The organism is Planomicrobium sp. MB-3u-38 (assembly GCF_002836425.1).
Taxonomy (GTDB): domain Bacteria; phylum Bacillota; class Bacilli; order Bacillales_A; family Planococcaceae; genus Planococcus; species Planococcus okeanokoites.
The window spans coordinates 24,909-41,281 of the sequence record NZ_PJBO01000074.1; the positions used below are offsets into that span (position 1 = coordinate 24,909).

At 46.7% G+C, this 16,373-nt stretch carries 16 protein-coding genes and 1 tRNA gene; 16 read left to right on the forward strand and 1 reads right to left on the reverse strand.

The genetic code is table 11. The features are described 5' to 3' along the window. Positions 1-18: 18 nt before the first annotated feature. The 5 genes from CXF70_RS15695 (at position 19) to CXF70_RS15715 (ending at position 4,426) form a co-directional block, all read left to right on the forward strand. Complete coding sequence (locus CXF70_RS15695; protein ID WP_369916951.1) at positions 19-1,623, forward strand: putative polysaccharide biosynthesis protein; 1,605 nt, start codon at positions 19-21, stop codon at positions 1,621-1,623. Continuing rightward, the gene (gene yabN / locus CXF70_RS15700) at positions 1,620-3,083 is read left to right on the forward strand and encodes a bifunctional methyltransferase/pyrophosphohydrolase YabN (protein WP_101803435.1); all 1,464 of its coding nucleotides are present in this window, start codon (positions 1,620-1,622) and stop codon (positions 3,081-3,083) included. The genes CXF70_RS15695 and yabN overlap by 4 nt, the downstream gene beginning before the upstream one ends. Before the next feature lie 2 nt (positions 3,084-3,085). Next, entirely contained in the window at positions 3,086-3,376 is a 291-nt protein-coding gene (locus CXF70_RS15705; protein ID WP_084242231.1) for an RNA-binding S4 domain-containing protein, read from the forward strand. Between the two features lie 104 nt (positions 3,377-3,480). Next, positions 3,481-3,867 (forward strand): FtsB family cell division protein, encoded by a 387-nt coding sequence (locus CXF70_RS15710; RefSeq protein WP_084242230.1) that lies wholly within the window; start codon positions 3,481-3,483, stop codon positions 3,865-3,867. Positions 3,868-4,006: 139 nt separating this feature from the next. Beyond that, on the forward strand, positions 4,007-4,426 hold the full coding sequence (locus tag CXF70_RS15715) for a S1 domain-containing RNA-binding protein (protein WP_084242229.1): 420 nt from the start codon (positions 4,007-4,009) through the stop codon (positions 4,424-4,426). A gap of 216 nt (positions 4,427-4,642) precedes the next feature. Here the strand turns inward: CXF70_RS15715 and CXF70_RS15720 are convergent. After that, a tRNA-Met gene (locus CXF70_RS15720) sits at positions 4,643-4,716 on the reverse strand. A 120-nt stretch (positions 4,717-4,836) separates the two neighbouring features. Here CXF70_RS15720 and tilS point away from each other — a divergent pair. The 11 genes from tilS to lysS all read left to right on the forward strand — a co-directional run bounded on the left by tilS (position 4,837) and on the right by lysS (position 16,120). After that, entirely contained in the window at positions 4,837-6,249 is a 1,413-nt protein-coding gene (gene tilS, locus CXF70_RS15725) for a tRNA lysidine(34) synthetase TilS (protein ID WP_101803436.1), read from the forward strand. 11 nt (positions 6,250-6,260) lie between these two features. After that, on the forward strand, positions 6,261-6,812 hold the full coding sequence (gene hpt, locus CXF70_RS15730) for a hypoxanthine phosphoribosyltransferase (protein WP_084242227.1): 552 nt from the start codon (positions 6,261-6,263) through the stop codon (positions 6,810-6,812). A 120-nt stretch (positions 6,813-6,932) separates the two neighbouring features. After that, positions 6,933-8,945 carry an ATP-dependent zinc metalloprotease FtsH gene (gene ftsH, locus CXF70_RS15735; RefSeq protein WP_101803437.1) on the forward strand — a complete coding sequence of 671 codons (2,013 nt, stop codon included), beginning with the start codon at positions 6,933-6,935 and terminating at the stop codon, positions 8,943-8,945. Between the two features lie 113 nt (positions 8,946-9,058). Beyond that, positions 9,059-9,826, forward strand: a complete 768-nt coding sequence (locus CXF70_RS15740) for a type III pantothenate kinase (protein WP_101803438.1) — start codon at positions 9,059-9,061, stop codon at positions 9,824-9,826. 18 nt (positions 9,827-9,844) lie between these two features. Continuing rightward, a complete protein-coding gene (hslO, locus tag CXF70_RS15745) occupies positions 9,845-10,726 on the forward strand; it encodes an Hsp33 family molecular chaperone HslO (RefSeq protein WP_101803439.1) in 882 nt (293 codons plus the stop codon). Then, the gene (locus CXF70_RS15750) at positions 10,710-11,654 is read left to right on the forward strand and encodes a peptidyl-prolyl cis-trans isomerase (protein ID WP_101803440.1); all 945 of its coding nucleotides are present in this window, start codon (positions 10,710-10,712) and stop codon (positions 11,652-11,654) included. Before hslO ends, CXF70_RS15750 begins: the two co-directional genes overlap by 17 nt. Before the next feature lie 101 nt (positions 11,655-11,755). Continuing rightward, the gene (gene cysK / locus CXF70_RS15755) at positions 11,756-12,688 is read left to right on the forward strand and encodes a cysteine synthase A (RefSeq protein WP_084242222.1); all 933 of its coding nucleotides are present in this window, start codon (positions 11,756-11,758) and stop codon (positions 12,686-12,688) included. A 130-nt stretch (positions 12,689-12,818) separates the two neighbouring features. Continuing rightward, the gene (folP, locus tag CXF70_RS15760) at positions 12,819-13,631 is read left to right on the forward strand and encodes a dihydropteroate synthase (RefSeq protein ID WP_233208661.1); all 813 of its coding nucleotides are present in this window, start codon (positions 12,819-12,821) and stop codon (positions 13,629-13,631) included. Then, entirely contained in the window at positions 13,631-13,996 is a 366-nt protein-coding gene (gene folB / locus CXF70_RS15765) for a dihydroneopterin aldolase (protein ID WP_101803441.1), read from the forward strand. The genes folP and folB overlap by 1 nt, the downstream gene beginning before the upstream one ends. After that, positions 13,993-14,478 carry a 2-amino-4-hydroxy-6-hydroxymethyldihydropteridine diphosphokinase gene (gene folK, locus CXF70_RS15770; protein WP_101803442.1) on the forward strand — a complete coding sequence of 162 codons (486 nt, stop codon included), beginning with the start codon at positions 13,993-13,995 and terminating at the stop codon, positions 14,476-14,478. Before folB ends, folK begins: the two co-directional genes overlap by 4 nt. A gap of 157 nt (positions 14,479-14,635) precedes the next feature. Further along, entirely contained in the window at positions 14,636-16,120 is a 1,485-nt protein-coding gene (lysS, locus tag CXF70_RS15775; protein ID WP_101803443.1) for a lysine--tRNA ligase, read from the forward strand. Positions 16,121-16,373 lie beyond the last annotated feature (253 nt).

The window sequence follows — 16,373 nt, forward strand, 5'->3', positions numbered from 1 at the left end:
TGGAATGGGTGAATCCGGTTGAACACAGAAGGTGCGATGAAGACATTTATGAAAGGTGCGGTCCTTTTGACGCTGGCCGGCCTGATCGTGAAGATACTCAGTGCGGTTTACCGGGTGCCATTCCAGAACATGGTCGGGGATCAGGGCTTCTACATTTACCAGCAGGTTTATCCGTTTATTGCTGTCTTTGGCATCTGGACTTCTTACGGTTTTGCGGTGGCCGTCTCCAAAATGCTGGCGGATTCTAAGCAAGATGAACACCGCGGCATTATCCGCATCGCTTTTTGGATGATTTCCAGCATTTCTCTGGTCATATTCGCGGCCCTCTTTCTGGGGGCGGATCTACTGGCGGCGTGGATGGGCGATGCGCGGTTAAGTGCATTATTAAAAACCGGTTCATTTGCTGTTTTACTGATGGCGCCGCTGGCGGTGATGAAAGGCTATTTCCAGGCAGGCAGCCGGATGCAGCCGGTCGCATATGCGCAGGTCATCGAGCAGGCAATCCGGGTAACTGTCATATTGCTTGGTACCTGGTTTGTAGTAATAAACGGCTTTTCACTCTACGCCGCGGGACAGACGGCGATGTTCGGTGCAGTTGCAGGAGAACTCGCGGCAGTGGGCCTGCTGATTTATTACTTCAATAAATTTGCGATCAAACAGCCGCAGCACGTACCGGCCGAATTATGGCCAACTGTTAAAAAGATGCTGGCGATCAGTTTGAGCGTCAGCATGAGTTCATTGATCCTGCTGATTTTTCAGATGGCAGATTCCTTCACTGTCTTTCGTCTGCTTGAAGCCAGCGGAATTGGAACTCTCCAGGCAATGGAGCTAAAAGGCATCTATGACCGCGGCCAGCCGCTTGCCCAGTTCGGGTTGCTCGTGGCAACGTCATTGGCCCTGTCGATTGTGCCGCTTGTCGCTCAGATGCAGCGTAAGGAAAATGGACGGTCAGCGGAGCTATACGCTAAACTGGCGTACCGTATTTCATTGTTATTCGCCATAGCGGCCGCGGCGGGACTGACGTTTGTCATGCCTTATGTCAATGAAATGCTGTTTCAGACAAGGGAACAATCAGCCGCGCTTATCGTTTTCAGCTGGCAGATAGTCTGGATGTCGCTGCTGCTCATCCTTACTGCTTTGCTTTACGGCATCGGTAAAGTAAGGGTACCGGCGCTATTCTTGGCGGGCGGTTTGGCGATAAAAGTCATCGGCAACTGGCTGCTCGTTCCTATGTATGGAGTAATGGGGGCAGCTATAGCAGGAAACGCGGGCTTGGCATTTATCGTTTGCGGCTTGGTGGTTTATTTTAAAAATCAATGGCCGCTGCACTTTGCGCCTTTACGTTTCTATAGTTGGATCTTCATTGCTTCAGCTGCAATGGGGGCTGCAGTGCTCGGCTGGGCGGTCTTCGCTGATTGGTCATTATTCGATGCGTTGCCAAGCCGCTTAGCGGCGGGCGCAACAGCGCTGACAGCAGTGCCGCTCGGGGCTGCTGTGTTCCTCGTAATAATTGCGAAAAGCCGCATCATTACGGAAAAGCAATGGTATATCATGCCGTTCGGCCGAAAGATGGCCAAGCTGCAATTAGCGATCAATTCAAAGAAAAAAGGTGATAGACGATGAATACAATCCATATCATCGGACTCGGCGCTGGCGATCTCGACCAGCTGCCGCTCGGTGTCTATAAAAAGTTAAAAAAAGCTGAGCGCTTGTATGTGCGGACGGCAGACCATCCCGTGCTCACTGAATTGGCGCAGGAGGGTCTGGTCTATACCAGCTTTGATGAAATATACGAGAAACATGATGAATTCGCGCCGGTCTATCAGGAAATTGCGGATACGCTGCTCCAGCTGTCCGAAGAAGGACCAGTCGTTTACGCGGTTCCGGGCCATCCGCTTGTTGCAGAACAAACTGTGCAGCATCTGATCCAAGCGGAGAAGGCGGGCAAATGCCAATTATTGATTGAAGGCGGCAGCAGTTTTCTCGATTCAATATTCGGCGCCCTCCGCATCGACCCGATCGACGGCTTCCAATTGGTCGACGGCACCATAATGGAAAGCGACCGGCTGAATATGGATCAGCATATTCTTATCGCCCAGATATATGACACTTTCAGTGCTTCGGAAGCGAAATTGACGCTGATGGAGAAATATCCGGATGATTATCCGGTAACGATTGTGACGGCGGCCGGATCGGCGCAGGAAAAATTGCAGACGTTGCCGTTGCATGAACTGGACCATGCCGCGGAAATCGATAATCTGACGACCGTTTATGTACCGCCGGCAGCTGACCAGCAGGAACGGCTGAAGGAATGGCAGACTTTCCGCTCGGTCATCGCGAAACTGCGGAGTCCGGAAGGCTGTCCGTGGGACCGTGAGCAGACACATGAAAGTCTGAGGCCGTACCTATTGGAAGAAGCGCATGAACTTTTGCAGGCGATTGAGGAACAGGACGATGATGCCATTGCCGAAGAACTGGGCGATGTTTTATTGCAGATCTTTCTTCATGCACAAATCGGACAGGACAACGGTTATTTCCAGCTGGAAGATGTGCTTGAATCGATCAGCGCTAAAATGATCCGCCGCCATCCGCATGTTTTCAGCGATGTTGAAGTTGATGGCTCAGATGAAGTCGTCAGCAATTGGCAGGCAATCAAAGCGCAGGAAAAACCGGCAGCTGATTCTTTGCTTGAGGGCCAGGAGCGATTCAGTTCTTCACTTACGACTTCTTATAATTACCAGAAGAAAGCAGCGAAGGTTGGTTTTACCTGGTCGGATGCCGAAGGTGCCTGGGAGAAGTTCGAAGAAGAGCTGCAGGAATTCCGTAATGAGCTGGCGAATGGTTCAAAAGAGGATCAGCTGGATGAACTGGGGGACCTCTTGTTTACACTCGTGAACATCGCGAGATTTTATGACCTGTCGCCGGAGCAGGCGATGGTGCAGGCCAACCGCAAATTCCGCAGCCGCTTCGGTTTTGTTGAGAAGAAAGTGGAAGAAGGCACCGGCAATTTCAGCGATTACACATTGGAACAGCTTGATGAGTTTTGGAATAAAGCCAAATTATTGGCAAGAAAGGGAGAATAATTATGCGCCTCGATAAATTCCTGAAAGTTTCCCGGCTGATCAAACGCCGGACATTGGCCAAGCAAGTGGCAGACCAGGGCCGCATCACCATAAATGGCAATAAAGCCAAAGCGAGCTCAGTCATCAAAGAGAACGATGAGCTGCAAATCCGTTTTGGCCAAAAAGTCGTAACGGTACGGGTGGATATGCTGAAAGAAAATGTCCGCAAAGAAGAGACGGCCAATATGTATACGATTTTAAAAGAGGAAAAACTGGATAAGATCGAACCTGAGTTCATCGATGACGAAGCGTGAGCCTTTGAAAAGCGATTTTATTTTTTAGAAACGAAAAAAACCCTTATAAAAGTAAGGGTTTTCAGGTATAATGGCAACAACGTAAGCAAAGGGGGAAACAAGTCATGAGTTTGAAGAGAGAAAAACCCACCGCTGCGCCGGAAGTCGCTTCAATACGGAATGACTATGTCCGCTCAGTGGAACGGAAAGAAAAAAGACAGCTGGCGCATAAAGTGCGGCTGTTCAGAAGACTCGCTGTCTTCGGGCTGATTGTGTTGCTGGCGACCATTTGGATCGGCACGACCATTTATGCCCAATCCCAGACAATTGCTGAAAAAGAGCAATTGCGGGAAGAAGCCCAGATTTCACTTAAGGAAGTCAAAAAAGAGCAGGCTCAACTGGAAGAGCAGATTATCCTGTTGAATGATGATGAATATTTGGCGAAACTGGCTAAGAAAGAACTGTTCGTTTCTGAACAGGGCGAAATAATTTTCACCTTACCGGAAAAGTGAAGAAAAAACGTGTTTAAAAGAGTCGTCAGTTGACACTCTTTTTTTCATGGTTATAATAAAAAGTAGGGATAAAACCCTAGGATATTAACTTTATGGCTTTTGGTAGCCATCTTAATTTTTAAGGAGGAGCATTTTTTTTATGTCGATTGAAGTAGGCAGCAAGTTAGAAGGTAAAGTTACAGGTATTACAAATTTTGGAGCGTTCGTTCAGCTTCCAACTGGTGCAACAGGCCTCGTGCATATAAGTGAAGTCGCCGACAACTATGTTAAAGACATCAATGATCATTTAAAAGTTGGGGAAATGGTTGAAGTTAAAGTAATGAATGTGGAAGCTGACGGCAAAATCGGCCTTTCCATTCGCAAAGCAAAACCACAGCCAGCTGGCGCAACAGATCGTCCACAACGCCCACGTCCAAGCAACCGTTCGTTTGACCGCGCGCCTAAAGAGAACTTTGAAACAAAAATGGCGAAGTTCCTGAAGGACAGCGAAGAGAATATGACGACGTTGAAGCGCGCTACAGAATCCAAACGTGGCGGCCGAGGTGCAAGAAGAGGCTAACTTGCTAGCTGTTTTAATGGCATGGAAAAATGCTTCAGCGCAGCTGAACCATATTGATGATGGAACGCTTCTCAAATCGGGAAGCGTTTTTTTATAACAAATTTTTTCTGCTGCCGCATGATGAATCGTCACTGAAAAAGCAAAATGCGGGCTTTTTCAGAATCGAAGGCATAAAAAATAAGCGTCCCCGCGAAAGGGACGCTTATTTCTATAAGATGGCGGCAGAGGGGATCGAACCCCCGACCTCACGGGTATGAACCGTACGCTCTAGCCAGCTGAGCTACGCCGCCATGTTGAAACGGACATTTCATATCATACTATCGAAACCGCAACAAGTCAATCACGTTTTACAAAAAACTTTATTGCAATAAAATAAATGATCGCATCATAAAAGAGGGAGGCGAACAGAGATGAAGAGTTTCCATGAACAGATGGCCGATTATGCAGCGAGGCATAAACTTCTGGAAGCAGGAGACCATGTCCTTCTCGGCTGTTCAGGCGGCATCGATTCGATGGTATTGCTGCATTATTTGAAAACGCGCGAGGCATCGCTGGGAATCACTGTCGAAGCTGTCCATGTCAACCACATGCTGCGCGCCGATGAATCCGTCCAAGACCGGCTGTTTACAGAAGCTGTCTGCCGCCAATGGCATATCCCTTGCCACAGCCGGGACATTCCCATCCCTTCCATTCTTGAAACTGCAGGCGGCAATAAACAGCAAGTCTGCCGCCAGGAACGCTACAGCTATTTTGAGGAAGTGATGGAACAGACCGGAGCGACAAAGTTCGCCACAGCCCATCATGCAGACGACCAGCTCGAAACGATCCTGATGTCGGGTCTGCGGGGGACGCTGCAATCCGGCTCGTTCGGGATGCCATCGAGCCGTCCGTTCGGAAACGGCCAGCTTGTGCGTCCTCAATTGGCAGTGACGAAACAGGAGATCGCCATTTACGCAAAAGAAAATGAGATTCCCTTCAGAGAAGACCCAAGCAACGCCGAAAACATCTATACCCGGAACAGAATCCGAAAAAATGTAGTCCCCGAATTAAAGAAGGAAAACGCTGACGTATCGAAACAGTTTGTGGAACTATCTGAAAGCCTGCAGGAAGATCAGAATTTCCTTATGGAAATGGCCCAGGAAAAATTGGATTTGCTGGTTGCCGCAAAAAATCAGGAAATTTCGTTGTCAGCCGAAAGATTCAGATCCTATGCATCTGCTTTACAAAAAAGAATGGTTCTACTACTATTAAACTATCTATATGGCGGCGAGCAAGTAAATGTCACAAGACAACTTGCCGACCAAGTGCAGGGGATGATGCAGAGTTCTTCTGGCACCGTTTTTTTGCATTTGCCGCAAAATTATATGATGATTCGTCAATATGATTATGTTTTATTCAGTCGCCGAGACTTGGAAGCGGCTCCTGCAGAATTCAATTCACCGATTACCGGTGAATGGTCAGGAGCCGTGAATAACTTTCGTTATAAACTGATTTCTATGCAGCATTTCGAAGAACAGGAAGATGCTGTTGCATGGTATTTCTCGGAAACTGCCGAGCCGCAGCTGAAGATTCGCAGCAGGCTCCCGGGAGACCGGATCCAATTGCCGGGTATGGGAAATTCCAAGAAAGTAGCCAGGCTGATGATCGATGAGAAGGTTCCCGCTCCTTTGCGGAAGGGATGGCCCGTCATCACAGACAGCAATGGCGAAGTTTTACTGGTGTCGGGTTTGCGCCCGTCACTGCATATCAGCCGTTTCCCGCGCCAGCAGGATAACTGGGTGCTTATGGAACAAAAATGTGAAGATCGCGAAAGCGAATTATAGGAGGCCCACTTATGTTACAGAAAGACATCGAAGAAATCTTGATCTCTGAGGAAAGATTACAGGAAAAAGCACGTGAACTCGGAGAAACCTTAACAAATGATTACAAGGATAAATATCCTTTGGCAATCGGCGTATTAAAAGGTGCTATGCCTTTTATGGGCGATTTGATGAAACGTTTTGACGGCTATGTGGAAATGGATTTCATGGATGTTTCCAGCTACGGCAACGCAACTGTTTCTTCAGGCGAAGTCAAAATCATCAAAGATCTTAATGCCAGTGTGGAAGGGCGTGATCTGCTGATCATCGAAGATATCATCGACAGCGGGCTGACGCTCAGCTATTTGGTGGACCTCTTCAAATACCGGAAAGCGAATTCGATCAAGATCGTTACGCTTCTTGACAAGCCATCCGGCCGTAAAGTGGATTTGAAAGCGGATTACATCGGCTTTGAAGTGCCTGATGCATTCGTTGTCGGATACGGCCTTGATTTTGCAGAAAAATACCGCAACCTGCCTTATATCGGGATTCTCAAGCCAGAGGTTTACAGCGAAGAACAGGAATAGACATAAGTAGTTCACATGATGCCGATTTAGCCCGTCAGGCGAGTGCTTATCGTTGTATGCTTAAATGTTCCTATGTTAGTATTTAGTATAGTTTTGGGAAACTTTGTGAGGAGGCTCGGGATGAATCGAATATTTCGATACACCATATTTTATTTACTGATTTTCCTAGTTATCATCGGTATTCTGGGGACATTTAATAATAGTGGACAACCTACTGAAGAATTAGGATACGACGAATTTTTGCAGGCATTGGAAAATGAAGAAATCCAGGAAGTCACGATACAGCCTACATCCATGGTTTATGAAGTTACAGGTTCATTGAACGATTACAATGAAGACCAGACGTTTGTAACGAATATTCCGTTGGAAAATGAAGCTTTAATGAATCAAATCGATGAAATTGCGCGAGCTGACGGTGCTGAAATCAAGTACCTTGAAGCTCCTCAGACAAGCGGTTGGGTTCAGTTCTTCACTGGCATCATTCCCTTCATCATCATCTTCATCCTTTTCTTCTTCTTGCTAAACCAGTCACAAGGCGGCGGAGGCGGCCGTGTGATGAACTTCGGCAAAAGTAAAGCGAAGCTGTATGACGATCAGAAGCAGAAAGTGCGCTTCAATGATGTAGCGGGAGCGGACGAAGAGAAACAGGAATTGGTCGAAGTGGTCGACTTCCTGAAAGATCCACGCAGATTCGCCGATATCGGCGCGCGTATACCGAAAGGGATTTTGTTGGTCGGACCTCCGGGTACCGGTAAAACATTGCTGGCCCGTGCGGTTGCAGGAGAAGCAGGAACGCCGTTCTTCTCGATCAGTGGTTCTGATTTCGTGGAAATGTTCGTAGGGGTCGGGGCATCCCGTGTCCGTGACCTGTTCGAAAACGCCAAGAAAAACGCACCTTGTATCATCTTCATTGATGAGATTGATGCGGTCGGACGCCAGCGTGGTGCAGGCCTCGGCGGCGGACATGACGAACGTGAACAGACATTGAACCAGCTATTGGTTGAAATGGATGGTTTCGGCGCTAACGAAGGAATCATCATTATTGCTGCAACTAACCGTCCGGATATCCTGGATCCGGCACTTCTGCGCCCTGGCCGTTTCGACCGCCAGATCACAGTTGGCCGTCCGGATGTTAAAGGACGCGAAGAAGTATTGAAAGTCCATGCGCGCAACAAGCCGCTTGATGAGAGCGTGGACATGAAAGCTATCGCTCAGCGGACGCCAGGTTTCTCTGGCGCCGATCTGGAGAATTTATTGAACGAGGCGGCACTTGTTGCAGCCCGCCGCAATAAACTCAAAATTGATATGTCCGATATCGATGAAGCTACGGACCGTGTAATTGCGGGACCAGCTAAAAAGAATCGCGTCATCTCGAAAAAAGAACGCAATATCGTCGCTTACCATGAATCAGGCCATACGGTCATCGGTTTGGTACTCGATGATGCGGATATCGTTCATAAAGTAACCATCGTTCCTCGCGGACAAGCAGGCGGATACGCTGTAATGCTTCCACGTGAAGACCGTTACTTTATGACGAAACCGGAGTTGCTTGATAAGATTGCCGGATTGCTTGGCGGACGTGTCGCCGAGGATCTGACATTCGGTGAAGTTTCAACCGGCGCGCATAACGATTTCCAGCGTGCAACGGCTATCGCCCGCAGCATGGTGACGGAATACGGCATGAGCGATAAGATCGGACCGATCCAATTCGGTCAGGCGCAAGGCGGAAACGTCTTCCTTGGGCGCGATTTTAATTCAGAACAGAATTATTCAGATGCCATCGCATTTGAAATTGACCAGGAAATCCAACGCATCATCAAAGAGCAATACATCCGCACAAAAGAGATTCTTACCGACAACAAAGAACTTCTTGAATTGCTTGCGCAGACATTGCTTGAAGTTGAAACTTTGGATGCCGCTCAAATTCAGCATCTGAAAGAACATGGTACTTTGCCGGAGCGTTCATATGAAGCACTGAACGGCGAGTATGAAGACAAAAACGTCGACCTGGAAAAAGACGCGGAAATTCCTGACGTAACAGGAGCACCAAGCGATCCTTCAGCTGGAGATCTTCCGAGTGAAGAGCCATCCACTGGAGAAGTGAAAGATCCGATCCGGGAAGACCGTAAGTAATAAGCTGAAAGCTGGCGTCCGATTCCATTAGGGAATAGGCGCCAGCTTTTTTTCTTTCCTATGAAACTATGGTATGATATTTTGGAAAATTGCAGATAAATGGGGACCGCGAAATGATTCTAGTAATGGATATCGGCAACAGCAATATCGCTATAGGTATTTATGATCGGGATACACTGATTCATCACTGGCGCATGGAAACAGCCCGACATAAAACGGAAGATGAATATGGCATGAAGATCAAAGCCTTTCTGCAGGACGCCGGATTGGAATTCAAGAATATCAAAGGCATTATCATGTCATCGGTAGTTCCGCCGATCATGTTTTCATTAGAACGCATGGCTTTGAAATATTTTGATATTAAACCATTGATTGTAGGCCCAGGATTGAAAACCGGTTTGAACATTAAATACGATAATCCGCGTGAAGTAGGCGCAGACCGGATCGTGAATGCGGTGGCAGCCATCCATGAATACGGAGGCCCGCTCATTATTGCCGATTTCGGTACGGCGACAACCTATTGCTATATCAATGAAGCCCATCAATACATGGGGGGAGCCATTGCGCCGGGAATCGGCATTTCAACGGAAGCGCTCTACAGCCGGGCGGCAAAATTGCCGCGTATTGAAATTGCCCGTCCGGACAGTGTCGTTGGAAAAAATACGGTCTCTGCTATGCAAGCCGGCATCGTCTATGGTTTTGTCGGCCAGGCGGAAGGCATCATCGCACGAATGAAAAACCAAAGTGCTGAAAAGCCGATGGTCGTTGCGACTGGAGGAATGGCAAACTTGATAGCGTCGGAATCAAAGCTCATCGATAAAGTGGAACCATTTTTAACATTAAAAGGACTCTACCTGATTTATAAGCGCAATGAAGCATAACAAGAGAGGGCGATTGGAATGGCAGATTATTTAGTGCGGGGACTGGGCTTTGGCGGCAGTGTCCGGGCATTTGCGGTGGACAGCACCGAAACAGTGGGGGAAGCACAAAAGAGGCATATGATGTGGCCGACTGCTACAGCGGCAGTAGGTCGCTTAATGACAGGCGGCGTTATGTTCGGCGCAATGCTGAAGGGCGATGACAAAGTCGTTTTGAAAATTGATGGTGGCGGGCCTATGGGTGCAATTCTTGTGGACAGCAACGCCCGTGGCGGAGTGCGGGGCTACCCCCAAAATCCCCAGACTCATCTCGATCTCAGTTCTGCCGGCAAATTGGACGTTGGCGGAGCAGTCGGCAAAGACGGCATGCTTTCAGTAATCAAAGACCTTGGCATGCGCGATTTTTTCACGGGGCAGAGTCCAATTGTATCAGGTGAAATTGCCGAAGACCTGACTTATTATTTTGCTGTATCTGAACAGATTCCTTCTTCAGTGGGCCTTGGCGTGCTGGTGGATACGGACAACTCCGTTCTGGCCGCCGGCGGTTTTATTGTACAAATCATGCCGGATGCGGAAGAAGGGGCGATTTCCAGGCTCGAAGAACGTCTGGCCCAAATCGATCCTGTTTCAACAATGATCAAACGCGGCTTAAGCCCTGAAGATATTCTGAAAGAAATTTTTGGTGAAGGCAATATTGAAATTCTGGATTCAATACCGGTGAAGTTTGAATGCAATTGCTCCAAAGAACGCTTTGCGGAAGGAATTATCAGTTTGGGGAAAGAAGAAATCCAAAGAATGATTGAAGAAGACGGCTCAGCTGAAACGCAATGCCATTTCTGTCTGGAAACCTACAGTTACTCAAAAGAAGAATTGGAAGCGATGATCGATGAGCTACAATCGTGACCATGGTCGCCCTGGCACATCACCGGGTGAAGCGGGCAGACCGAGAAGAAGATTAAAAACAAAACCTTTGATGTACCTGTTGCTGATTTTATTCGCAGGAAATCTATTATGGTTTATCGCCTGGCTGATACCGGACAATCCGGGGGGAAATGAAGAAGTGGCTTCTGTCAGCGGCAAAGAAATCACCCGACAGGAATGGATGGCGGCAATGGAAGAACAGCATGGACGCGAAACACTCCTTGAACTCGTCAACCTCCAAGTGATGGAAACGGCGGCAAAGGAGTACGGCATCAAAGTAAGTGACAAAGAAGTGGACCTGGAGCTGGCGATGATGCGTTCAGCGCGTGACGGCAGTGAAAAAACACTGTATTCCGCTGATGAAGAGCGGATGCGTGAAAAAGTGAAGTCGCAATTGATTCTTGAAAAAGTGCTGACGAAAGATGTCGTCATTGAAGAAGCTGCCATAGAAACCTTCTATCAGGACAACCAGGCTCTTTACGATATCCCGGACTCCTACAGAACGCGGATGATTGTGCTGCAATCAACGGAAGAAGCACAGGGTGTAATTGAAGAACTTGAAAACGGCTCTTCGTTCGAAGCCCTGGCGCGGGAACGTTCGATCGATACAGCAACCGGCAGCCTCGGCGGTGATATCGGCTATGTGGTCCCTGGCCAATCCACTATCGACGCGGCGGTAACGAATGCTGTCGCTTCCGTGGAAACGGATAAATGGTCGGAACCGCTGACGATGGCGGATGGCCGGGTGGCTGTAATAACAGTAACCGATAAGGCGCATGGCCAGACATTTACATACAAAGATGTGGAAAGCCATATCAGCCGTGAGCTGGCTTTGGAGCAATTGCCGCAATCCGTGACTCCGGAAGCATTCTGGCAGGAGTTCGACACCGAATGGTTCTACGGCGAATAAATTCAAAAGCCAATCCAGCTGTTTGACATTGAGGGATAAACATTGATACGATGAACCCATGAAATGCCGATTAAACTACTAGGGATTAGGAGTGTTGAATAATGGCTCGTATTGCAAATGATATTACAGGATTGATTGGGCAAACGCCTATCGTCAAGTTAAATCGTATGACTGGTGCAGAGGATGCGGAAGTCTACTTGAAATTGGAGTATTTCAACCCGGGCAGCAGTGTGAAAGACCGCATTGCGCTGTCCATGATCGAAGCGGCTGAAAAATCCGGAGATTTAAAAGAAGGCGATGTTATCATCGAACCGACAAGCGGAAATACCGGCATAGGCTTAGCAATGATTGCAGCTGCAAAAGGCTATAAAGCGATTTTGGTTATGCCGGATACGATGAGCATGGAACGCCGCAACCTTCTTCGTGCTTATGGAGCGGAACTTATTCTGACTCCAGGAGCGGAAGGGATGAACGGCGCGATCAAGATGGCCGAACAGCAAGCAACTGAAAACAATTGGTTCATGCCGCAGCAATTCAATAACGAAGCAAATCCGGAAGTTCACCGTCTGACTACGGGTCCTGAAATCGTGGAAGCGATGGGCGATCAGCTGGATGCCTTTGTTTCAGGTATCGGAACAGGCGGAACTATCACGGGAGCCGGACAAGTATTGAAAGAGAAATACCCTGATATTCTTATTGCAGCAGTGGAGCCATCCGATTCACCAGTTTTATCGGGTGGTAAACCAGGACCACATAAAATCCAGGGAATTGGAGCGGGCTTTGTTCCAAAAGTATTGAATACAGAGATTTACGATGAAGTAATCCAAGTCTCGAATGACCAGTCCTACGAAACGGCGCGTAAAGTTGCCCGTGAAGAAGGTATTCTGGGCGGCGTTTCTTCAGGTGCTGCAGTATATGCAGCCCTTCAACTGGCGAAACGCCTCGGAAAAGGCAAGAAAGTGCTGGCAGTTCTTCCATCCAACGGCGAACGCTACCTCAGCACTCCGTTATACCAATTCGAAGAAAATAACTGATAAAATGAGGGGTATGCTGACGCATGCCTCTTTTTTTGTGGTATAAAACCGATTATTCGCGTTAAGATAGAGTCAGATAATATTTCCCGGGAAATAAAATAAGCTTTTATTGAAATGGACGGTGGCGATCTTGAAGATTGATTTTAATGCGAAAACGCTGGTAATGGGTATATTGAATGTAACCCCCGATTCGTTTTCCGATGGCGGTAAGTATAATTTTGTCGAAAATGCTGTGGAACATGCAAAAGCAATGGTGGCGGATGGCGCTGATATTATTGATATAGGCGGAGAGTCTACTCGTCCGGGACATAAACAGATTTCTGTCGAAGAGGAAATCAGCCGGGTCGTCCCGGCGATTAAGGCATTGAAAGCCGAGTTGGATATTGCGATTTCAATCGATACATATAAATCGGAAGTAGCGGAAGCCGCTATCACTGCAGGAGCCGATATTATCAATGACATTTGGGGAGCAAAGTACGATTCTGCAATAGCGGCAGTGGCGGCCAAACATCAAGTGCCCATCATTTTGATGCATAACCGTAACGATACGTCATATACAGATTTCTGGAATGAAGTGAAAAATGACATGGAAGAGAGTATCCGAATCGCTTTGGCGGCCGGTGTTCAAAAAGATCAGATATGGCTTGATCCGGGCATTGGATTTGGTAAAGTTACGCAACAGAACATCGAGATGATGCAATTATTGGAGCCATTTTGCGGATTGGGCTATCCGGTTTTATTGGGGACGTCGCGTAAATCATTGATCGGAAAGGTTTTGGATCTACCGGTGAGCGAGCGGCTGGAAGGTTCCTTGGCGACGGCCTGCTACGGTGCGAGCAAAGGGTGCAGCATCGTTCGTGTTCATGACGTCAAAGAGACAGTGCGAGCTTTAAAAATAACGGATGTTCTGAATGGCAAAGTAACTTACAAGGGGGCAGAATAATGGATTATATTCATTTGAATGAGATGGAGTTCTATGGTTACCACGGAGTTTTTCCTGAAGAGACGAAACTTGGTCAACGCTTCCGTTTGACGGTTTCGCTAGCTGTAGATTTAAAAAAGGCTGGAGAAACTGATGGCTTGGAGCACACCGTCCATTACGGGGAAGTCTACAGTGTATGCCAGTCAGTAATAGAGGGGAATCCGAAAAAGCTTCTGGAGGCAGTAGCAGAAAGCCTTGCTGCTGAGATACTTTCCACTTTTTCATTAGTAAAAGGGATTCGGATTCAATTGATCAAACCCGATCCGCCGATTCCTGGTCATTATAAATCCGTAGCGGTCGATATCACCAGAGGAGCGTTCACATGAATAAAAGTTATTTGTCGCTCGGATCGAATATGGGGGATCGTGTGGGGATGCTCCGGCAGGCAGTGCGTTTATTGAAAGAGCATCCGGCAATCAATGTTATGAAAATTTCTTCTTTATATGAAACGGCTCCTGTCGGATTTACTGAGCAGGATGCATTTCTGAATATGGTTGTTCAATTGCAAACTGATCTCAATGCTTATGAATTGCTGGAAATATGCCAGGACATCGAACAAACATTGGATAGAAAACGAGAAATTCGATGGGGCCCCCGGACAATTGACCTTGATATTCTGCTTTATAATCAGGATGAATTTGAAACGGAAAATCTGGTCATACCGCATCCGCGGATGCATGAACGCGCTTTTGTGCTAGTTCCGTTGCTGGAACTTGATCCGGAACTGGATTTCATTGAACCTGAAAGAGAGGGCATAGAGATTTGGAAGACTTATAATAGTGTGGAATCATTTTTGCTTGAAGAATAGAATGGCAATTGAAGCTGTAAGAAATGTTAAGTCAGCAGAGGATATTCAGCGGTCTTAAATTTCCGGCAGCTTTTTTTATGTAGGAAGATGAGAAATTGTGTACAATAGATAAATACACGAACGAGCGTGGTTTTTTATAAATAAAGGAGTGTAGGGAATGTCAGAAGAGTTAAATGATCAAATATTGGTGAGACGACAAAAAATGCAAACTTTACGTGATAGCGGAATGGATCCATTCGGCTCCCGTTTCGAACGCACACATTTATCTGAAGAAATCGTACAGCAATACGATAAATTTTCCAAAGAAGAATTGGAAGAGGCGGGGCACGAAGTAGTAATAGCCGGCCGTATTATGACAAAACGTGGTAAAGGGAAAGCTGGATTTGCCCATCTTCAGGATTTAAAAGGCCAAATTCAGATCTACGTCCGTAAAGATGCTATTGGAGAAGAAGCATACAATTTCTTTAATACAGCAGATTTAGGAGACATTATCGGAGTTAAGGGTACTGTCTTTAAAACTAATGTTGGTGAATTATCTGTAAAAGCTAAAGAAGTTGAGTTTCTTACAAAAGCTTTGCGTCCGCTGCCTGAAAAATTTCACGGACTGAAAGACGTTGAACAACGTTACCGTCAGCGCTATCTGGATTTAATTACAAGTGAAGACAGCAAAGAGACTTTCATTCTCCGCAGCCGAATTATCCAGTCAATGCGCCGCTATCTGGACAACTTAGGTTTTCTTGAGGTTGAAACGCCGATGCTGCATTCAATCGCCGGAGGAGCAGCCGCTCGCCCGTTCGTAACGCATCATAACGCGTTGGACATGGAATTATATATCCGGATCGCCATAGAACTTCATTTGAAGCGCCTAATTGTCGGCGGACTTGAAAAGGTTTATGAAATTGGCCGTGTATTCCGCAACGAAGGAATCTCCACTCGTCACAACCCGGAATTCACCATGCTCGAATTATATGAAGCATATGCAGACTATAACGATGTAATGGAACTTACAGAGAATCTGGTGGCTCATGTGGCACAAGAAGTACTTGGAACGACTACTGTCAGCTACAATGGAGAAGAGATTAATCTTGCGCCAGGCTGGAAACGTCTCCATATGGCAGATGCCGTTAAAGAATATGTAGGCGTGGACTTTTGGAAGCCGATGGCCAAAGAAGAAGCACAAGCTTTAGCGAAAGAACATAATATTGAAATAAAACCTACTATGGAAACAGGTCATATTCTGAACGAATTCTTTGAACAAAAGGTAGAAGAACAATTGGTGCAACCTACATTTATTTATGGTCATCCAGTTGAAATTTCACCTCTTGCCAAAAAGAACCCGGAAGATGAACGTTTCACAGACAGATTTGAATTATTTATTGTACGCAGAGAGCATGCAAATGCTTTTACCGAATTAAATGATCCTATAGACCAGCGTCAACGTTTCGAAGCCCAACTTATAGAAAAAGCAGAAGGCAACGATGAAGCACATGAAATGGATGAAGATTTTATTGAAGCACTTGAATATGGTATGCCTCCAACTGGCGGTTTGGGAATTGGCATCGACAGATTGATAATGCTGTTAACTGATTCAGCCTCAATTAGAGACGTTCTTTTATTCCCCCAAATGCGTCCGAGAGATTAAGCTTTTATAGAAGAAAAGCCCATTTTAAAACGGGCTTTTTCTTTTTCTAAAAAAGCGCTTGTCTTTTTTTAGAAGCAATGATACAATATTTCTTGTCGCGTTTTTGATTCGCGTTTAAGCTTCAAAAAGATTAAACGATTTTATTGTTGACATCATTTAAAGAAGCTGGTAATATTGAAAAGTCGCTGTCAGGTACGGCGATATAGATTAAATGAACCTTGAAAACTGAACAGCAAAACGTCAACAAACAAAC